This window comes from Mesorhizobium sp. Z1-4 (assembly GCF_004000235.1).
Taxonomy (GTDB): Bacteria; Pseudomonadota; Alphaproteobacteria; order Rhizobiales; family Rhizobiaceae; genus RCIO01.
This window is the reverse complement of record NZ_RCIO01000001.1, coordinates 459,170-476,765: the sequence shown is the minus strand read 5'-3', so window position 1 is coordinate 476,765 and position 17,596 is coordinate 459,170. Positions and strand designations below refer to the sequence as shown.

16 protein-coding genes and 1 tRNA gene are annotated in these 17,596 nt (G+C 63.2%); 6 read left to right on the top strand and 11 right to left on the bottom strand.

Going from position 1 to position 17,596, the window contains the following annotated elements; translation table 11 throughout:
- Window positions 1-200: 200 nt before the first annotated feature.
- The gene (locus EP165_RS02325) at window positions 201-4,157 is read right to left on the bottom strand and encodes a PAS domain S-box protein (RefSeq protein ID WP_127519939.1); all 3,957 of its coding nucleotides are present in this window, start codon (window positions 4,155-4,157) and stop codon (window positions 201-203) included.
- A 234-nt stretch (window positions 4,158-4,391) separates the two neighbouring features.
- On the opposite strand from EP165_RS02325, the gene EP165_RS02320 reads away from it, so the two are divergent.
- The gene (locus tag EP165_RS02320) at window positions 4,392-4,853 is read left to right on the top strand and encodes a phasin (protein ID WP_127519938.1); all 462 of its coding nucleotides are present in this window, start codon (window positions 4,392-4,394) and stop codon (window positions 4,851-4,853) included.
- Window positions 4,854-5,073: 220 nt separating this feature from the next.
- Window positions 5,074-5,150 (top strand) — tRNA-His (locus EP165_RS02315).
- 5 nt (window positions 5,151-5,155) lie between these two features.
- On the opposite strand, the gene xseA is transcribed toward EP165_RS02315, so the two are convergent.
- Window positions 5,156-6,721 (bottom strand): exodeoxyribonuclease VII large subunit, encoded by a 1,566-nt coding sequence (xseA, locus tag EP165_RS02310; protein ID WP_127519937.1) that lies wholly within the window; start codon window positions 6,719-6,721, stop codon window positions 5,156-5,158.
- A 213-nt stretch (window positions 6,722-6,934) separates the two neighbouring features.
- Between xseA and EP165_RS02305 the strand changes: the two genes are divergently transcribed.
- Window positions 6,935-7,378, top strand: coding sequence for a GNAT family N-acetyltransferase (locus EP165_RS02305; RefSeq protein ID WP_127519936.1), 444 nt, complete (start codon window positions 6,935-6,937; stop codon window positions 7,376-7,378).
- A 33-nt stretch (window positions 7,379-7,411) separates the two neighbouring features.
- Here EP165_RS02305 and EP165_RS02300 read toward each other — a convergent pair whose 3' ends face one another.
- Window positions 7,412-8,368 (bottom strand): LysR substrate-binding domain-containing protein, encoded by a 957-nt coding sequence (locus EP165_RS02300; protein ID WP_127519935.1) that lies wholly within the window; start codon window positions 8,366-8,368, stop codon window positions 7,412-7,414.
- 175 nt (window positions 8,369-8,543) lie between these two features.
- Between EP165_RS02300 and EP165_RS02295 the strand changes: the two genes are divergently transcribed.
- Window positions 8,544-8,843: a DUF1127 domain-containing protein gene (locus tag EP165_RS02295; protein ID WP_127519934.1), complete on the top strand. Its 300-nt coding sequence runs from the start codon at window positions 8,544-8,546 to the stop codon at window positions 8,841-8,843.
- Window positions 8,844-8,945: 102 nt separating this feature from the next.
- Here EP165_RS02295 and EP165_RS02290 read toward each other — a convergent pair whose 3' ends face one another.
- The 3 genes from EP165_RS02290 to EP165_RS02280 form a co-directional block, all read right to left on the bottom strand.
- Window positions 8,946-9,791, bottom strand: a complete 846-nt coding sequence (locus EP165_RS02290; protein ID WP_127519933.1) for a DUF937 domain-containing protein — start codon at window positions 9,789-9,791, stop codon at window positions 8,946-8,948.
- Between the two features lie 77 nt (window positions 9,792-9,868).
- Window positions 9,869-11,242: a glutamate--cysteine ligase gene (locus EP165_RS02285; protein WP_127519932.1), complete on the bottom strand. Its 1,374-nt coding sequence runs from the start codon at window positions 11,240-11,242 to the stop codon at window positions 9,869-9,871.
- Between the two features lie 100 nt (window positions 11,243-11,342).
- Window positions 11,343-12,083, bottom strand: coding sequence for a 16S rRNA (uracil(1498)-N(3))-methyltransferase (locus EP165_RS02280; RefSeq protein ID WP_127519931.1), 741 nt, complete (start codon window positions 12,081-12,083; stop codon window positions 11,343-11,345).
- 217 nt (window positions 12,084-12,300) lie between these two features.
- Between EP165_RS02280 and EP165_RS02275 the strand changes: the two genes are divergently transcribed.
- On the top strand, window positions 12,301-12,861 hold the full coding sequence (locus tag EP165_RS02275) for a hypothetical protein (protein WP_127519930.1): 561 nt from the start codon (window positions 12,301-12,303) through the stop codon (window positions 12,859-12,861).
- Here EP165_RS02275 and EP165_RS02270 read toward each other — a convergent pair.
- The gene (locus EP165_RS02270; RefSeq protein WP_127519929.1) at window positions 12,858-13,511 is read right to left on the bottom strand and encodes a hypothetical protein; all 654 of its coding nucleotides are present in this window, start codon (window positions 13,509-13,511) and stop codon (window positions 12,858-12,860) included. The two genes, EP165_RS02275 and EP165_RS02270, sit on opposite strands and share 4 nt — an antisense overlap.
- Before the next feature lie 244 nt (window positions 13,512-13,755).
- Here EP165_RS02270 and EP165_RS20730 point away from each other — a divergent pair, with 244 nt between their 5' ends.
- Window positions 13,756-13,887 (top strand): hypothetical protein, encoded by a 132-nt coding sequence (locus tag EP165_RS20730; protein WP_281039985.1) that lies wholly within the window; start codon window positions 13,756-13,758, stop codon window positions 13,885-13,887.
- Here EP165_RS20730 and EP165_RS02265 read toward each other — a convergent pair.
- From EP165_RS02265 to EP165_RS02250, 4 genes are read right to left on the bottom strand one after another with little or no spacing between them, the layout of a single operon-like run.
- Window positions 13,868-14,611, bottom strand: coding sequence for a metallophosphoesterase family protein (locus tag EP165_RS02265; RefSeq protein WP_245439964.1), 744 nt, complete (start codon window positions 14,609-14,611; stop codon window positions 13,868-13,870). The genes EP165_RS20730 and EP165_RS02265 overlap by 20 nt on opposite strands.
- The gene (locus tag EP165_RS02260; RefSeq protein ID WP_127519928.1) at window positions 14,608-15,285 is read right to left on the bottom strand and encodes a LutC/YkgG family protein; all 678 of its coding nucleotides are present in this window, start codon (window positions 15,283-15,285) and stop codon (window positions 14,608-14,610) included. The genes EP165_RS02265 and EP165_RS02260 overlap by 4 nt, the downstream gene beginning before the upstream one ends.
- Window positions 15,282-16,718, bottom strand: a complete 1,437-nt coding sequence (locus EP165_RS02255; RefSeq protein ID WP_127519927.1) for a LutB/LldF family L-lactate oxidation iron-sulfur protein — start codon at window positions 16,716-16,718, stop codon at window positions 15,282-15,284. Before EP165_RS02255 ends, EP165_RS02260 begins: the two co-directional genes overlap by 4 nt.
- A gap of 6 nt (window positions 16,719-16,724) precedes the next feature.
- Window positions 16,725-17,495: a (Fe-S)-binding protein gene (locus EP165_RS02250; RefSeq protein ID WP_245439962.1), complete on the bottom strand. Its 771-nt coding sequence runs from the start codon at window positions 17,493-17,495 to the stop codon at window positions 16,725-16,727.
- Window positions 17,496-17,596: the final 101 nt, after the last annotated feature.

Genomic DNA, 17,596 nt, shown 5'->3' with positions numbered 1-17,596 from the left:
CCAATACTGCGGGGGTCAAGGTCCCGAATTGGTGTTATGCGCCGGCCGCTCATGCGGCAGGCGGCCCCATTTCGGAGAAATTCACTCACGCGTCAACGGAAATCATAACAAAATCAGCTGTTTAGAATTATTCTAAACTAGAATTGTCAGGTTTTCAGTCACTTGAGCCACTGCGGCAAATTGACGGAGGAGCATCAAGCTCAGTCCGCCAGAACACGGGTGGAGGGAAAGGTGATCTCGACCAGCGTGCCTTCGCCAGGCGTCGACTGGATTGTGAACCGGGCACGATTTGCCTCCACCATTGCCTTGGTCAGAGGAAGCCCGAGACCTGTGCCGTCGCCGCGCGGCCGTTTCAGGGCGTTGATCTGCTTGAACGGCTTGAGAGCCTGCTCGATATCGGCCGCTGCCATACCGACGCCGGTATCGCGAACGCGCATGGCGATGTCGCCGGCCTCATAAACGGTTGAGACGACAACCTGCCCGCCTGCCGGGGTATAGCGGATCGCGTTCGAAAGCAGATTGAGCGCAATCTGGCGGATGCTGCGCAAATCCGCCACCACGTCGGGAAGGCTGGAGGCAAAGCTCGAGCGGATGATCACGCGCTCGCGGTTGGCCTGCGGCTGCATCATCGCAACGGCTTCCGACAGCACATCGTTGAGGGATACCGCTTCGTAAGAGAGCTCCTGCTGCCCCGCCTCGATCTTCGAGATGTCGAGCAGGTCATTGACCAGATCGAGCACGTGATTGCCCGAGCGGTTGATGTCGGAAAGATAGTCACGATAGCGCTCGGACCCGATTGGCCCGAACTTCTCGTCGATCATCAGCTCGGAAAAACCGATGATGGCGTTGAGCGGCGTGCGGATCTCGTGGCTGACACGCGCCAGGAACTCGGTCTTTTGCGAGGAAGCCCGTTCGGCGGCGGCGCGTGCCTCGGTAAGTTCTTCCTCCGCGCGCTTCCAATGCGTAATGTCGCGCAGGACGGCGCAGAAACCGCTCTCATGCGGCAGCCGCCCGATTGTCATGAACAGCGGAATGAAGCGCCCCTGCGCTTCGCGGCCAATCACTTCGCGGCCGTCATTGAGCACGCTGGCGACGCCATTGCCCGCCAGACCGTCGAGATATTCGCGCGCCGGACGCTGGCTTTCGATCGCAAAGAGCGACGTGAACGGGCGTCCGGGCAGATCGTTTTCATTATAGCCGAACAGCGCCTCCGCCGGCTTCGACACGGAGCGGATCGTGCCGTCATTGCCGATGATCACCACGCCGTCGGTCGCCGTATCGATGATTGTGCGCAGTTCATCGAGCTGGGTTTCGAGGTTGCCGGCCTCGATAGGTTCGCCCTGGGGGGAGGGTTCAGGCGGGTCGGCGCGGCGCAGCGCCAGGAGCAGGGCTTTGCCGCCCTGCCAGCCGATCGACTGAAGGAATGCATGCACCGGGAATTCGTCGCCGTCGCGCGCCCGCAGCTTCAGCGTCTGGCCATTGGTTCCGTCGGCTTCGTAGGAGCCGGCAAAAATGGCGTCCATACCCCCTGCGAGATCGAACTCGGCGAGCGACCGGTAGCCGGTGAGGGTCAGGAACTCGCGGTTTGCATAATGCAGCTCGTCGCCCGAGTGGATAAGCAGCGGCAGCGGCAGCCGCGACAGCACGGTGGAATCGATGCCGACCGATGCATCAACGATGCCGCCCACCGAAAATGCCGAAGGCAGGAAGGCCGACAAGCCGACCTTGCGCTTTGCGCTCGCTCCGGCATCGGACCCGGCAGGCTCCGGCGCAGCTTCACTCGACGCGGCAAGCTCTCCGTTCCCGGGCGCGGCGTCGTCTCCGTCCGCATCGCGTGTAGCGTCATTGACAGCCGGCATTTCGTCCGACGCATCGGCGGAAGGCGCATCGTCGGAGCCCGTTGTTTCGCCGGCTTGTTCTTCGCCCTCGGCACCGCCATCCGGAATCTGGTCTTGGGTATTGTCCCCGCTCGTCGCCTCCACGGCCGCTGGCGCTTCTGCCTCCGGGCTCTCGACGGCTTCGGCCGAAGCGTTCTCAGTTTCGCCGGAAGGCGTCACCTCGGCATCGGCTGCTGCATCCTGCCGATCTCGGGCCGGGGCATCGACCTCAGATATTGTGTCGTCTGGACTGTCGCCGGGTGTTTCCGCAACCGCGTCGACATCGCCGTCCGTCTCGCCTTCGGCAGCGTCGGCTTCGCCGGTCACGGCATTGGAGCCTTCGGCAGCCTTGGCTTCCACCGGTTCGGACGTCTCATCGCTGTTGGCGGGCACCGTGTCTTCGCTGTGGTCGCCGGGGGAGCGTTCTTCTGCCGCCGAAGCGGTTGCCTCCGCCGATGGCTCTTCCGCTTCGTCTCCGGTATCCGCATCGCCTGCATTGCCGGCGATCAGGCCGTGTGCTTCGTTTGAGCCGATGTCGGACGAGGTATCGCTTTCCGCTTCTTCAGCCGCCGCGGCATCGTCCCGGGCCTCGGCGTCCTCATCCAGGTTGCTGGCATCCTTGAGCCGTTTGCCAATTTCCTGGAACGTTTCCTGTTCCGCACTGGAAAGGCCTTTTGGCGGCTGCTGGTTGCGCCGCTCGGCAAGGCGGATCACCTTGTCGTTTTCGCGCCGCTCCCGGGACTGTTCAATCGCAAGGGCGGGGGTTTCGCCTTTGAAGGGGTCGTCGTCTTCGGCCGCGAAGTCGGCCGGCGCGACGATTGTTTCGACCTCGCCGGCGTCATCCGTTTCGGGCAGGGCCCCGACCAGCTGCAATCCGCGCGCGTGATCGTCGACGACTGCATCGCCCATCCGGGCAATGCCGAAGCCGCGAAAGCCCTCGAACGTCCCATCGCGGCCATAAACGGGCAGCGCCGCCAGGTCGACCGGAGCGACGAGATCCGTACCGGCGATCGGCCACAGGACCGAACGGCCGGACCAGGTGTCTCGTCGGTTCATCAGTCCGGCTATTTCACCGTCGGGATCGAGCGCGAACGCTTCCGCGACATCGGCGAAGTCGCGGCCCACAATGTCGGTGGCTTCGGCCCCGAACGCCTGCCGGAATTCATCGGAAAGGGCGCTGAACTTGGCTTCCGCATCGGTGCGCCAGACGAAGCGCAAAGGCGCCGCTGCCATATCGGCGGTTTCACCGGCGACCTTGGTGTCAATCTCATCGGCATCGATCGTGTCGCCGCTGGCCGCGGTTTCCGTTGCTGCCGGCGATTTCTGGCTGTCGGTTGAAGATGCTGCAGCTTGTGCGCCGTTGCTGCCGAAATACCACTTGTCTTCGCCGGTGCCGCGGACGACGCCCTCGGTTGCAGGCGCTGTGTCGACCGGGGCTTCGGGCTCGTTATCGCCATCTGTGCCGTCGCTGCCGGCTTCGCTCGTCTCGGCATGCGAGCCGGGGTCGATTCTGGAAGCCTGGCTGCCGCCTGGTTCAGTCTCCGCGCTTTCTTCCGGCGGAGCGGCTGCGGTTTCCCCGCCATCGGCGTCGCCAGCCGTTTCGTCGGCAGCTTCCTCTGCGTCATTGGCGATCATGAGCAGGCTGAGGGCAGGCACGTCTGCCAGCCTGACAATTCCTGCCGGCAGTTCGCCCTTGCTTGTCGGCACCAGCCGCTTGACCAGACGGTCGGCTTCGCCCGCGACTTCGACCGCGAGGCCCTCCAGCGTCCCCGCCGAAATCCCAAGGCCGTCGAAACCGCGCGAAGCGGCCGTGATCCGGCCCGTCGCGTCGACCAGGGCTACGCCGCCGCCATCGGTCGCAAGACCGGCTATGGCGCGGCCGGCACGTTCCTCGGCGGTTCGCGTGTCGGCGAGCGGGTCGGGTACAGAAAGCAGGATGGCTTTCTCGCCGTCCGGCAGCGCAACGGTTTCCGCCTGGAACATCACCGTCTGGCTCGAAACGCCCTTTGCAAGACGCACGGCGATCGGCCGCCCGCTGCGGACCGCCGGAAAGCCGGGGGTCGCGGTGATCTGGCGCTTCGCGCCAGGCGCAAATTCGGGGTCGCCGCCGACGAATGTCGCGACACCTGAGTGGCCGAACAGCGCGGCGCCCGCTCCGTTTGCCCAAATCACTTCGTCCAACGTCGCAGGAAGAACCAGTGCGGCAGCGCCCTCGACAATCTTTTCCCGCACGCCATCGAGCGCCGAGACATCGAGATATGAGTAGGACCGTGGCGGCATGGAACCTGCTGTCCGGTTGGCTTACGCGCTTTCGTTAAGACATCGGTAATAATATCAGGGTCGCGGCAGAGTCCACAATTGGCTTGGCCCGTGCGTGCCTTCCTCAGGGCGTGGTTAACCGGCCCCGGCTGTTTCTTTGATGCAATGCAACAAATGATATTGCACTGCACAATTAATTGCGCTATATAGGCTGCATATCGAATTCACCACGTGCCCAACCGCACGACAGGGAGAATGAAAATGACCAAGGCAGCCACAAAGACGGCGGAAACCGCCGAATTCCCGACCTTCGACCCGAGCCAGGCCACCGAGCAGTTCCGCGTGTTCGCCGAACAGGGCGTCGAGCAGTCGAAAGAAGCATACGCGAAAGTGAAGACCGGCATGGAAGACGCCCAGAAAGTCTGGGAATCGACCTTCGAGACCGCGAAGACCGCAGCTGGCGACCTGTCACTGAAGTCGATCTCCGCGATGCGCGCCGGCGCCGAGGCCAACCTCGCCCACATGGAAGCCCTTGTCGGCGTGAAGTCGCTCTCGGAAGTCCTCGAGCTCCAGACCGCATTCATGCGCAAGAGCTACGAGATGATGGTCGAGCAGGCCAAGGACATGCAGGCAGCCGGTACCAAGGCCGCCGAGTCCGTTGCCAAGCCGGCCAAGACCGCCTTCGAAAAGGCAGTCAAGGAGTTTCAGGTCGCCTAACACGCGTTACCTGGAGCAATCCCGCGCTTCCGGCACCTCCTCCCGCTGGAACGCGGCATGAAAGGCCAATACCTCCTCCCATTGGCCGGACATAGAGAAAAAGGTCGGCACCTCCTCCCGCCGGCCTTTTTCTTTGCCTGAATTCCTGGTGCGGCAAACGCCTGCCGATATGGCTTGAATCTCGGTGCGATTGGCCTTATGCACCGCCAACGAAAGCCCTGCGGTTGTAGCTCAGTTGGTTAGAGCGCCGGATTGTGGATCCGGAGGTCGCTGGTTCGACCCCAGCCAACCGTACCATTCCCTCAGAACAGATCGCCCTGCACGTCCGACGGCTTCGCCTGCGGAGCGGGCTTGGGCTTCGGCCTAGCCGTTTCGCCGCCGGTCGTCAGCGCGCCGACATCGCCATCGGCGAAGCGGACCGCGATCTCGTCGCCTTTCGACAGGGCGGCCGCGCGCTTGACGAGCGCACCATCCTTGTCGATCACCAGCGCATAGCCCCGCTCCAGCACGGCCCGATGCGAGAGCGTCTCGAGCAGCCGCGCGGATTGGGTAAGTCGGCCACGGAGGCGCTCCAGCCTCGCCACCTCGGCGCGGGTGGCGCGTGCTGTGAGCACGCCGAGGCCCTCCGACGAGATCGCCAGCTGCCGCTTCAGGGCGACCGGCGTTATGCGCGCCGCATCGCGGTCGAAACGTGCGCGCGCATTGCCCACCATGCTGCGGAACGAAGCTGTCAGCCGCCGCTCTGCCTGGAGGGACCGATGTTTCTGCTCGCCGAGTCGCCGCGTCAGCATCAACGGCGAAAGCCGCAACCCGGCAAAACGTGCCCGCTTGCGCGCTGTGTTCTCGCTGAGGCCCCGTTCGAGCCGCGATGCCGCCTCGTCGAAGCGCCGCCGCGGTATGGCCAGGAGCGAATCGACCGAGGGCAGGGCGCGCGCGGCGGCGCGCACCGCCTGCCTGCGCCGGTCGGCGGCGCGAGAGGCTGCGCCTTGCAGCCGTGCGCCGAGGCTGGCGACGGTCGCCTCGAGTTCGGCCCGGACCGGTACCGCAAGTTCCGCAGCGCCTGTTGGCGTCGGCGCGCGCATGTCGGCCGCATGGTCGATCAGCGTCCAGTCGGTCTCGTGGCCGACAGCCGATATGACCGGAATGCCGGACGCCGCGACCGCCCGCACAACCGCCTCGTCGTTGAAACCCCAAAGATCCTCAAGGCTGCCGCCGCCGCGCGCCACGATCAGAACGTCCGGCCGGGCAATCGGACCGCCGGAAGGAAGCGCGTTGAAGCCTTCGACCGCCGCCGCCACTTCCGTCCCGGTCGTTTCGCCCTGTACCCGCACCGGCCACACGACGACATGCAGCGGAAAGCGGTCGGTGATGCGGTGGATGATGTCGCGGATCACCGCCCCGGTGGGCGAGGTGATGACCCCGATCACACGCGGCATGTAGGGCAGGCGGCGCTTGCGCTCGGCCGAAAAAAGCCCTTCGGCCTCGAGTTTCTTGCGCCGTTCCTCCAGCAGCGCCATCAGCGCGCCCGCGCCGGCGGGCTCGAGCTGTTCGATGACGATCTGGTATTTCGACGAGCCGGCATAGGTGGTGAGCTTGCCTGACGCGATCACCTCCATGCCTTCCTCGGGCTTGAATTTCAGCCGCGCGAAGGAGCCGCGCCAGATCACAGCCTCGATGCGCGCGCGCTCGTCCTTGAGGCTGAAATAGGCATGGCCGGAGGAATGCTGCCCGCGATAGCCGGAGATCTCGCCGCGCACGCGCACATTGCCGAAGGCGTCTTCCACCACGCGTTTCAGCGCGCCCGACACCTCGCTCACGGTGAACTCGGCGGCGTTGGTGGGCGAATCGTTGGGGAGTATTGAGTTCATGCCCGATTGGGGCGCGGCGAGGGAGCGGCGTCAAGCGCTTGTGCCCATTTCGTGGACAGGACTTGCCCCGGCCGGTTTGCCGGACTATGTCACCGCCAGCATCAGAAGGAGCTTTATGCGCTGTAAGTCGAGATCGATCTGACCCTTCGGGGAACGGCCTTCGGGCCGAACGATAACGCACGCGCATGACGCGCCAAATGATGGAATCCTGAAATGACGAACATTATCGATGTTCGGCCCTACCGGCCGGACGACAACAGCCGGCTCGCCGACATCTGGCACGGCGCCTCGGCGGAGGCTCATGCTTTTTTGCCGGAGGAACTGCTGATCGAACAGAAGCAGCTGGTGGCCCAACACTATCTGCCGCAATCCGAAACCTGGGTGGCCGAACTGCACAGCGCCGGACCTGTCGGGTTTATCGGGCTTGCCGGCAGTTTCGTGGGCGGGCTGTTTGTGGATCGCACCTGCCAGGGCAAAGGCGTCGGCCGCCTGCTCATGGATCACGCACTGAACCTCAAGGGGAGCCTTGAACTCGAGGTCTATGCCCTCAATGAACGCGCGATGCGCTTTTATCAGGGGCTGGGGTTCATTGAGGTTTCCCGCAGTCCGACCGACGATCAGGGCCTGCCTTACGCGACCGTCCGCATGAGGCGATAGCCTTCTGGGGCCGGGCCTGCGGGCCCGGCTCCTTTACCAGCTCGGTTCCAGAACCTTTTGCCTGGACCATTTTGCCCGCGCGAGTGCCGACGTTTCCGGATCGAAACCGAGCACTGCGTCGGCCGCCGGAACCGAGATATTGTCCAGGCTGTCGGCGATATGGCGGGCGATCGCGTTGACGATCTCCGGCCGCATGGTGTGGCCGCGCATGATGCCGATCTGCACGTCGGGAAGCGTGACAAAACCTTCGGCCTCGCCCAGCACGCGCATTCCTGGCCGCAGAGCGCATTCAGGCAGAACCGAAATTGCCAGCCCGGCGAGCACGGCTGCGATGACCACCTGCGCCGACCAGCTGGTAAAGAGGATCTTGTGCTCGCGGCCTTGCGCAGTGAGTACCTCGGTCGCGGCGCGCCGCCAGGCACAGCTCGCGCGCCCGACCGCCAGCGGCAGTACGGCTTCTTCATGTGCCATGTGGCTGGTCGATCCCACCCACAGCAGCGGCTCGCGCCGCACCACCTCGCTGGAGCGCGCCTCGTCGCATTGCGTAACCAGCGCGATGTCGAGCTTGCCGCGGCGGATCAGGTCGGTCAGATTGGCGGTCGGCTCGCAGATGACCGAAAGCTCCACGCGCGGGTTTGTGCGCACGAACCGCCCCATGATCTCCGGCAGAAAACGGTCTGCGTAATCGTCCGGCATGCCGATCCGGATCTGGCCCTCGAGGCTGGAGTCGTCGAAGGCGGCAAGCGTCTCGCGGCTGAGTTTGACCAGCCGCCGCGCATAGGCGAGCAGCCGCTCGCCGTCCTCCGTCAGCCGGTTGACGCGCCCGTCCTTGGCGAACAGCGATTTGCCGATCCGCTCTTCGAGGCGGCGCATCTGCATCGATACGGCAGATTGTGTGCGGTGGACCTCTTCTGCGGCGCGCGTGAAGGAACCTGTGTCCGCGATCGCAAGGAAGGTGTGGATCTGATCGAGGTCGAGAGGCGAAGCCATGGGCGAAACCATCATCTGATTTGATGATAAAGATTAAAAACATTCGTTGGACTAATCAATAGCGTCAACCGATATTGCGGTTGTTCAAGCGACAACCCGCTTCGCAATCCGTCCCGGGCGCATCCTCCCAGCGCCGGGCGGCTGCTGTCGTCGGGCGTATGCACAGGAGAAGACAATGGCTGTTTCGGAAATCAGAGAACCGTTGGTATCGGGCGCATCGTGGACTGCCGCCGCCAAGCGCGTATCCGGGTTGGCCGCCGCCATTTATCGCGACTGGAACAACCGCCGCCAGTTTCGCCGCCTCAGGGATATGTCCGACTGGGAACTGGCCGATATCGGCCTGACCCGCGATGATGTGCGCATGGTGTGGCATCACCGGCTCGATATCGAACCTACGGCGCATCTCAATCAGGTTGTCAGCCGGCGCGAAACGCTGTGCGAGACGCCCGAGGACGCGGCACGCCGCGTCTGCTGAGGCACGTTGCTTTTCGCAGGCGGTTCCCCTTCCCCTCACTTCGGCGCCAGCCGAAACGCCTGCACATTGCCCGGTTCCGAAAGGAGCCGGGCTTTTTCGCACCTATCGGTGCCGTTCCATGCCGCTGAGATACTGGTCGAAGATCGATTCCATGCTCTTCTGATATTCGTCGCGGTTGCGGCTGCCGGCTTCGAACATGTCGCCGAAAAGATCGTCATAGGGCGTGCGCTTGCGGCCCGAGGGATTGGTTTTGGGTTTGGGCGCTGCCTGACGGCCCGTTCCGCCCTTCATCATTTCCTCGAATATCTGGCCGAGCGGATTGTTGCCATAAGGGCTTTGCTGCGCGCGGCCCTGACCGCCGGCGGCGCCGCCGAACATGCCTTCAAGCACCTTGCCGAAAGGATTGTCGAACGGGTTCATTCCAGGCTGTGGTGCCTCGGGGCGCGGCATGCGCGCGCCGCCCTGCCGCATCATCTGTTCGATGATATCGCCGAGCGGATTGCCGCTGGAAGCCTGCGCGCGCTGCGGTTCGGTTGACTGTTTGTAGAGCCCGCCCATGATCATGGAGGCGAGCACCGGCAGCATCTGTTTGAGAATATCCTGGCCGATGCCGGTTGCCTGTTCGGCCTGCTTGGCGACGGCCCGCGACAGATCTTTGGAGCCGAAAATATGGCCCAATATGCCGTTGCCTTCCGCGATACCAGCAGGCTGGAAAGCCTTCTGCATATCCTCATAGTAACTCGCGTGCTGGCCGGTTGAGAGTGCCGACAGAAATGCGCCGACACCGTATGGATCGGCGGCGTTGCGCTTCAGCCCCTGACTGAACGCCGGCATCAGTGCTTCCATTGCGGCTTCGGTCTGCTGGCGGCTGAGGCCGAACTGCCGCGCCATCTGCTCCACAGCGGCGCCGTTCTGGGCGCTGGTCAACATGTCGAACAATGACTGCATAGTGGTCTCCTCGCTGTGCTTTTCAGCAGCGTAGACCAACTGCGCTGCTGCGCAAACTGCCGATGCAGGCGAGAAAACTAGTAGGCGTATTCCAGGAATACCGGCTCGATCGAGTGATCCCAGCGCGAGCGGTAGGATTTGAGCATTTCCTGCGCGCTGGTTGTGCCGCGTGCAACGACTTCTTCCAGAGGCGCGAGGAAGTCGGTTTCGTCAAAACCGTCATTGTTGAGGCGCTTGCGGTTCTGCAGCCCCTGGCGCGATATGGAAAGCACCTCGCGGGCAATGTCGCGCAGGCTGCCGCCCCTCATGGGCGTATCGAGCGCCTCGGCCGGAACCGCGTCTCGCATTGCCTGAACTTCCGCAAACGTCCAGTCCGCGACCAGTGTCTCGGCCGCGTCGAGCGACGCCTCGTCATAAAGCAGCCCCACCCAGAAGGCGGGCAGTGCGCAGATCCGCCGCCAGGGGCCGCCATCGGCGCCGCGCATTTCCAGGAAACGCTTCAGCCGCACATCCGGGAATAGCGTGGAGAGGTGGTTTGTCCAGTCGCCCATGGTCGGTTCGGGGTCGGGAAGCGAGTTGCCGAGCGCGCCATCCATGAACTGCCGGAAGGTGATGTGCGTACAGTCGTGATAGCGGCCTTCGCGGATGAGAAAATACATCGGTATGTCGAGCGCCCACTCGACATAGTCGGCGAAACCGAATTGAGGCGAGAAAAACACCTCATGGGTGCCCGAGCGCTGATTGTCGGTGTCGAGCCAGATATCGCCGCGCCAGCTCTGCAGGCCGTTGGGATGGCCGTCGGTGAACGGCGAGTTCGCGAACAGAGCCGTGGCGAGCGGCTGCAGCTTGAGCCCGATCTGCATCTTGCGCCGCATGTCGGCTTCTGACGAAAAGTCGAGATTGACCTGGATGGTCGACGTGCGGTGCATCATGTCCAGCCCGTGGCTGCCGACCTTGGGCATATAGGCGCGCATGATGTCGTAACGCGATTTCGGCATGCGCGGCGTTTCGGCCAGCGTCCATTTGGGGCTGCCGCCGAGGCCGAGGAAACCGATGCCGAGCGGCTGGGCGATTTCGCGCAGCTGTGCCAGATGCGCATTACCCTCGCGGCAGGTCTGGTGAATGGTTTCGAGCGGTGCGCCCGACAGTTCGAACTGCCCGCCGGGCTCAAGCGAAATCGCGCCCTGGCCGGTCGGCCCGCCAAGCCCGATGATGCGGCCATCATCCATGATCGGGTCCCAGCCGAGCGTGCGTTGCATGCCTTCAAGAACCGCCTTGATGCCCCGCGGACCTTCATACGGCACCGGTGCATTGCCGTCGGTATAGAACGGGAACTTCTCGTGCTCGGTTCCGATACGCCATTCGTCGCGCGGCTTGCAGCCGGCCGCGAGGTACCCGACGAGATCGTCAAGCCCGCCGATGGGACGGCTGTCTGTGGTATCGCGGGCCATGATCGTTCAGTCCTTCAAGCAAGCGAGCGCCTGCTTGCGGCAATCGCGGCGTGCTATCAAGTGAAAAATCCTGACGGCTCGGTAACGCATTGCTGATCGATCAGTGCCAGTCGCCAACCGTAGCCTGAATCACCGCCAGCGCCGCGACCGCCGCGGTGTCGGCCCGCAGGATGCGGGGCCCGAGCGGGATCGGCGTCACAAAGGGCAGGGCGCGCAGCTGAGTGCGCTCGGCATCGGAGAAGCCGCCTTCGGGGCCCACCAGCAGACCGAGTTTCGTCTCGGCGATCTTATCCAGAATGGGTCGCGGATTGTGAGTTTCGGCGGCTTCGTCACAGAAAATCAGCCTCCTGCTCGCGTCCCAGCCGGCAATCAGCGTGTCGAACGAAATCGGTTCCTGAACCTGCGGAACCGCCAGAACGCCGCACTGCTCGGCGGCTTCCATGACGTTTGCCTGCAGGCGCGCCGTGCCGATTTTGGCCAGCTGGGTGTGCTGTGTGATCACCGGCTGCAGCGCACCGGCGCCCATCTCGACCGCCTTCTGCACCAGATAGTCGAGCCGCCCGGCCTTGATCGGTGCGAAGGCGAACAGGAGGTCGGTCGGCTCCGGCTGCGGCCGCGCCTGCTCCATCAGGTCGAGCGACACGGCCTTTTTTGACGAGGCGCCCGAAATCCGCGCCAGCCACTCGCCATTGCGCCCATTGAAGACAAGCACCTCGGCGCCTTCGCGCATGCGCAGCACGTTGGCAAGATAGTGGCTTTGTTGCCGGTCGAGACCGATCCGCCTTGCGGCGGCGAGGTCGTCGGTCACAAAAAGTCGCTGAAGTTTATAGTTGGCACGCATGGCTGCAGAGATGCGACGGAGCACCGCAAATGGTCAAGCGGAGTCGCGGCCGAACCTGACTGAAATTTGCAAGCAATTTCCGAGCATTCGGCGTGAACGGAAAGAAGAACTTGCAATGTTGTAGTGCTTATGTTTACTATTTGTTCATGTTTTATTCTAAGTTGCGGCGGTATAGGGCGGCGTTGTTGGCGTAGCCGGGGTTCCAGGGATCAGGTCGATGTCTTTGCGTTCGGTATTTGCGATTGTCGCGCTCGTGTTTCTCACGGGCTGCATCTCGCAGCCCGGTGCCGACAAACCGGGCCGGATCTCGGGCCACGGTGCGGCGAATTACAATCTGGTCCTGGCGCAAACCAAGCTGGTGCCCGATCCGCACACCGGTTGGACGAAGGTTTATGGGCCAATCGTTCCGCACGGCGTTGTGCCGCGCCTGTCTTTTTATGCTGTCCATGCACGCATTGATGACGGCAAGACGCGTTTCACGCTCGAAATCGCCGGGCTGTTTCCGAAACGGGTCTATCTCGGCGACGTCTATTCCAAGGGGCGGAAGCTGAAGTCTAAGGTGCTCGACCGCGAGCGCACTGATTGCGGATACAATTGCACCACGGTCGAGACGGTGGCGGTCGAGCTGTCGCGCAACGATATGGACATCTACGCCGCCGAGGGCATCACGGTGAAGATCGTCGGGCGGCGCGACGAACTCGTCGTTTCGGTTCCTGCCGCATATTTTGCCGCTGTACTGGCTTTCTATAGCCGCCAGGTTGAACGCGGGGCCGGTTAGCGCTTGCCCGCGCTCTCATGCCAGACCGGCCGGTAGCCGGCCTTCAGTACACCGACTGTCGCCGGCGGCGTGATCAGAAATGCACGCGCCGGCAGGCTGCGGCAAAGCGACGGCGGCCCGCGATAGCCTTCGAAACTCCAGGGCAGCAGCTTGCCTTGTCGCATCGCGAAGGGCTTCGAGCCGATCGCCACCATCGCCCCGTCGGGCAGTGTTCGCACATCGGCTTCGGTTATCGGGCGCGGATCGGCGCCCGCCGCCAGTCGCTCGCTGTGCAGCAGCGTGTCGATTTCGGGGACTTTCGGAGCTTGACGTCCAAATGCCCGGGCGAACGCGGCGGCGTAGCTTTTTGCCGCTTCACGGCGGCAGTAGAAGCAGGGCCGGTGACCGGCGGCGAGGGCAGTAACTTCATCCGCGAAAAACAGCTCCGTCCAGCCAGCGCCGCCAGACGGCGTGTTGCGGCCGAACACTTCGCGCGTCGCACCGCGTGGATGAACAAGGTCGCAGATGATCCAGGCTTTCGATGTCCAGCGTCTTTTACGCAGCGTCTTGGTGACGGGGTCGTGGATCACGCCGCGATTGCCGGTGAAGAGGCCGCGCGCAGGCCTGGTGAGAATGTCGCCAAACGGATCAACGCGGTTTTGAAGCGGCATCGGCGGACGTCCTGCTCGATTGCGCGGCACCTTGCGAAAATGGCGCCTGATTGACCACCCGAAAGCGCAGCCGTTGCATTTTTGGCACGCGGCCAAAACAGATTAACCACGACATCCATTTGTCACTGGCTTCTGCCATCTCACAGGCCTAGGCGATTGCCTCGCATTCGAGGCCATGTGAGAACGGATTGGTAACCATGGCCGGTCCACAATCAAGTAGAGGGTTATTTGGGGAATGGTCAGTATGAGAACTGCCGTTTTGTCTTTGCTGTTGCTCGCGGCGGTCTCCATGTCGGCGATCGGCTTCTATTCCACCAAGGCGGCGGCCGACCGACCCCAGGCTGACGGCTACGGCATCAGCCTGACTGACCACTGACGCTTAGTATCCTCTTTCCCCTGCCTTCGATCACCAGCGCCGTGAGCACGCCGCTGCGATAAGCGCCGGTGTCCACGCCAACGCGGTTGGGCATGATCTCCGGTTCGGCAGCCGGAGTATGACCATGCACGATCACCTTCGGGTGCAGTTCGGGACTGTTGAGAAACGGTTCGCGTATCCAGATCAGATCGTCCGGCCTCTGGTCCTTTAGCGCGACACCGGGACGGATCCCCGCATGGCAGAAAAAGAAGTCGCCGAAACTGGCCGAATACGGGAGCTCGGATAAGAAAGCCAGGTGGCTGCGCGGAAGCGCGGCACTGAGCGCAGCGCGTGTTTTGATCAGGCCTGCTTCAGACCTGAAATCAGCCGATACGCCGTAGGATGCGGCGGTATCGGCGCCACCGTGATGAACGAACAGACCGGCATCGCCGTCGCCGATGAAATCGAGCAATCCCTGGTCGTGGTTGCCGCGCAGCGCCGCGACACGGGCATCTGCCCCGCACTCGCTGAGCAGATGTTCGATAACGCCGCGCGTGTCGGGCCCCCGGTCGCAATAATCGCCGAGATAGACGATGCGCCAGTCATCGGGTGGGTCGGCGTCGAGATTTTCGGCAATGCGTTGCGAGATCGCCTCAAGCAGATCGAGCCTGCCATGGATGTCGCCGACCGCGAAAATGCGCATTCCGGCCGGGCCTTTGGCGTCGAGATAATGGACGCCGGTCACTTCCCGACGATGATGATGTGGAGTGCGCGCGGTCCGTGCGCCCCCAGAAGAAGTGTTTGCTCGATATCGGCCGAGCGCGACGGGCCGGTCACGAAATTGACCGTGCGTGGCATGGCGCCTTTGCCGAAACTGTCGCGCAGCATGTCGAGCATCGTCTCCATGTCGCCGGTAATTTCCGCGGCGTTCACGACGACAATGTGATGTTCCGGCAGGAGGTTGAGTGTCGTTGGATTGTCGCGGCCCGAGACCAGTGCCAGCGTTCCCGATTCCGCGATGCCGGCCAATGCGTGGCTGACGGCGACCTCGTCCGACCCGTCCGACGGCCCGATCGAAACCTGCAAAGTGCGTTCTTCCGCCCACGGCATGGCGCGCAGCCGCTTGTCGCCGCCCATCCGCACCTTGGCGCCGAGATTGTGTTTGCGCAGATATGCTGCGAGCCGCTTCGGAACATCGGCTGACGACGTGACCTTTTCCACCGTCGCGGCCGCACCCTCGGCCATCTTCTTGAACAGCTTGACGCGGCCATCGAGCCCGAGCTGACCACGCGCCGGAATGACGCCGCGCGGCGGGAAGTCGAGGCGCGCTGTAGCAGCGACCCTTCGCGGGTCGTCTTCAGCGTCGGTTGCATTCAAGACGTTGCGAATGCGGCCCAGGATTGCGTCGCGGCCATTCATGCGTGCGCGTCCTGCTTGAGGGTATCGCGGTCGCGCCATTGCTGCATGAATGTCCGGCCCTCGGGCGCTGGAAGGTCGCGATGTCTAACCCAGCCGCCGGCGAAGGGCAGAAAGCGGTAGCGCCGCTTGCGCCCGCCGAACAGACCCATCACCGGCATCGCCAGATAGGTTGTCAGCCGGTAGAGGCGCGGCCGTTTGGCAAACCAGAGCCAGAATTTCAGGCCGTAGCGCGCCACCGCCGGGTTGAGCCCGCGCTCGAACTCCTTCTCGCGCCAGTGCCGCATCATCTTCGGCAGCGGAATACGCATCGGGCACACGGCTTCGCAGCGGCCGCAAAACGTCGAGGCGTTGGGCAGGTGGCCGGCCTTGTCGACGCCGACAAGCGACGGCGTAAGAACGGCACCGATGGGTCCGGGATAAACCCAGCCATAAGCATGGCCACCAACCGCGTGATAGACCGGGCAGTGGTTCATGCACGCACCGCAGCGGATGCAGCGCAGCGCGTCCTGGAACTCGGTGCCAAGCATGGACGAGCGGCCGTTGTCGAGAAGGATGACGTGATATTCGTCGGGCCCGTCCGGATCGCTGGCGCGCTTCGGTCCTGTCGACAGCGTGGTGTAGACGCTCATCTCCTGGCCGGTCGCAGAGCGCGCCAGGACGCGCAGGATCTGCGCCGCATCGTCGAGCGTCGGAACGACCTTTTCGATCGATGCCAGCACGATATGGACGCGCGGCAGCGTCTGCGTGAGGTCGCCATTGCCCTCATTGGTGACGATGATCGACGTGCCGGTCTCGGCAATCAGGAAATTCGCACCGGTAATGCCGACATCGGCATCGAAATATTTCTGCCGCAGAACCTGCCGCGCCTCCGACAGAAGTTGCTCCGGTTCGGTCAGGTCGCGGTCTTTGGGAAAGTCGGTGTGAACACGGCGGAAATCACTCTCCACCTGGTCCTTGTTGAGGTGAACGGCAGGCGCGATGATGTGACTCGGGTGTTCACCGCGCAGCTGGATGATGTATTCGCCGAGATCGGTCTCGATCGGCTGAATACCCGACGCTTCCAGGAAATCGTTGAGCTCGATTTCCTCCGTGAGCATGGACTTGCCCTTGGTCACGGTGCGCGCATTGTTCATGCGGCAGATGTCGAGGATGATGCCGCGCGCCTCGGCGGCGCTCTCGGCCCAGTGCACCTTGCCGCCGGCATCCTCGACCTTCTTCTCGTAGGCCTCGAGATAGATGTCGAGATGCTCCAGCACATGATCCTTGATCGTCTTGGCGTTGTCGCGAAGTTCCTCGAATTCCGGCAGCGCATCGACTGCCTTCGCGCGTTTGCCGATGAAGCCGGAACGCACATTGCCCAGCGCGCGCTGCAGCTGCGCATCGTGCAGCGCTTCATGCGCATTTGCCTTGAAGGTCGGCGAGGTAATCTGCATCGCGTGCTACTTCCCCCCGATCGGCGGCTGATCGGTCATGCCGGCCAGAACCTCGGCGACGTGGCGAACCTCGATATTCGATCCCTGCCGTTTCAGTTTGCCGGCCATGTTCATGAGGCAGCCGAGATCGCTGGCAAGCAGCATGTCGGCGCCGGAGCCTGCGATATTCGCGGCTTTCTCTTCCACGATCGCATTGGAAATCTCGCCGTATTTGACGCAGAAAGTGCCGCCGAAGCCGCAGCAGACATCCGCGTCAGCCATCTCGGTGAGCTTGAGCCCTTTCACGCTCGCCACCAGCTTGCGCGGCTGGTCGTGAATGCCGAGTTCGCGCAGGCCCGAACATGAATCATGATAGGTCACCTTGCCCGCCGCTTTCGCAGGCACCTGCGTGACCCCGAGCACGTCCGTCAAAAAGCTGATCAGCTCGTGCACCTTGTCGCTGAAGGTCCGCGCTCGCGCTTCCCACGCTTCGTCGCCCTTGAACAGCCCGGGATAGTGCTTTTTCAGCATGCCTGCGCAGGAGCCTGAAGGCGCCACGACATAATCGAACTCTTCGAAAGCCTCGATCGTCGCCTCGGCGATCGCTCGCGTGTCGTCCCTGTCGCCCGAATTGTAGGCCGGCTGCCCGCAGCACGTCTGCGCAGCCGGAGCATCCACGACGCAACCGGCGTCCTCCATCAGCTTGACGGCGGCAAACCCGACAGAAGGGCGGAAGAGATCAACGAGGCAAGTGACGAATAATCCGACGCGGGGTGCTGGCGATGCTGCTTGGGTCAATGTCACTCCGCAATTTCGCTCGGGCTGAAGGCAATTTGCTCTTAACCCACTGGGTATTCAGCCGTTATAACGGCTGGGTCTGCGTGACGGAAGCGCCTTTG

Excerpts from the sequence above, each read along its gene's own strand:
- EP165_RS02325 (WP_127519939.1), bottom strand. The coding sequence starts at position 4,157 with ATGCCGCCACGGTCCTACTCATATCTCGATGTCTCGGCGCTCGATGGC.
- EP165_RS02320 (WP_127519938.1), top strand. The coding sequence starts at position 4,392 with ATGAAAATGACCAAGGCAGCCACAAAGACGGCGGAAACCGCCGAATTC.
- xseA (WP_127519937.1), bottom strand. The coding sequence starts at position 6,721 with ATGAACTCAATACTCCCCAACGATTCGCCCACCAACGCCGCCGAGTTC.
- EP165_RS02305 (WP_127519936.1), top strand. The coding sequence starts at position 6,935 with ATGACGAACATTATCGATGTTCGGCCCTACCGGCCGGACGACAACAGC.
- EP165_RS02300 (WP_127519935.1), bottom strand. The coding sequence starts at position 8,368 with ATGGCTTCGCCTCTCGACCTCGATCAGATCCACACCTTCCTTGCGATC.
- EP165_RS02295 (WP_127519934.1), top strand. The coding sequence starts at position 8,544 with ATGGCTGTTTCGGAAATCAGAGAACCGTTGGTATCGGGCGCATCGTGG.
- EP165_RS02290 (WP_127519933.1), bottom strand. The coding sequence starts at position 9,791 with ATGCAGTCATTGTTCGACATGTTGACCAGCGCCCAGAACGGCGCCGCT.
- EP165_RS02285 (WP_127519932.1), bottom strand. The coding sequence starts at position 11,242 with ATGGCCCGCGATACCACAGACAGCCGTCCCATCGGCGGGCTTGACGAT.
- EP165_RS02280 (WP_127519931.1), bottom strand. The coding sequence starts at position 12,083 with ATGCGTGCCAACTATAAACTTCAGCGACTTTTTGTGACCGACGACCTC.
- EP165_RS02275 (WP_127519930.1), top strand. The coding sequence starts at position 12,301 with ATGTCTTTGCGTTCGGTATTTGCGATTGTCGCGCTCGTGTTTCTCACG.
- EP165_RS02270 (WP_127519929.1), bottom strand. The coding sequence starts at position 13,511 with ATGCCGCTTCAAAACCGCGTTGATCCGTTTGGCGACATTCTCACCAGG.
- EP165_RS20730 (WP_281039985.1), top strand. The coding sequence starts at position 13,756 with ATGAGAACTGCCGTTTTGTCTTTGCTGTTGCTCGCGGCGGTCTCCATG.
- EP165_RS02260 (WP_127519928.1), bottom strand. The coding sequence starts at position 15,285 with ATGAATGGCCGCGACGCAATCCTGGGCCGCATTCGCAACGTCTTGAAT.
- EP165_RS02255 (WP_127519927.1), bottom strand. The coding sequence starts at position 16,718 with ATGCAGATTACCTCGCCGACCTTCAAGGCAAATGCGCATGAAGCGCTG.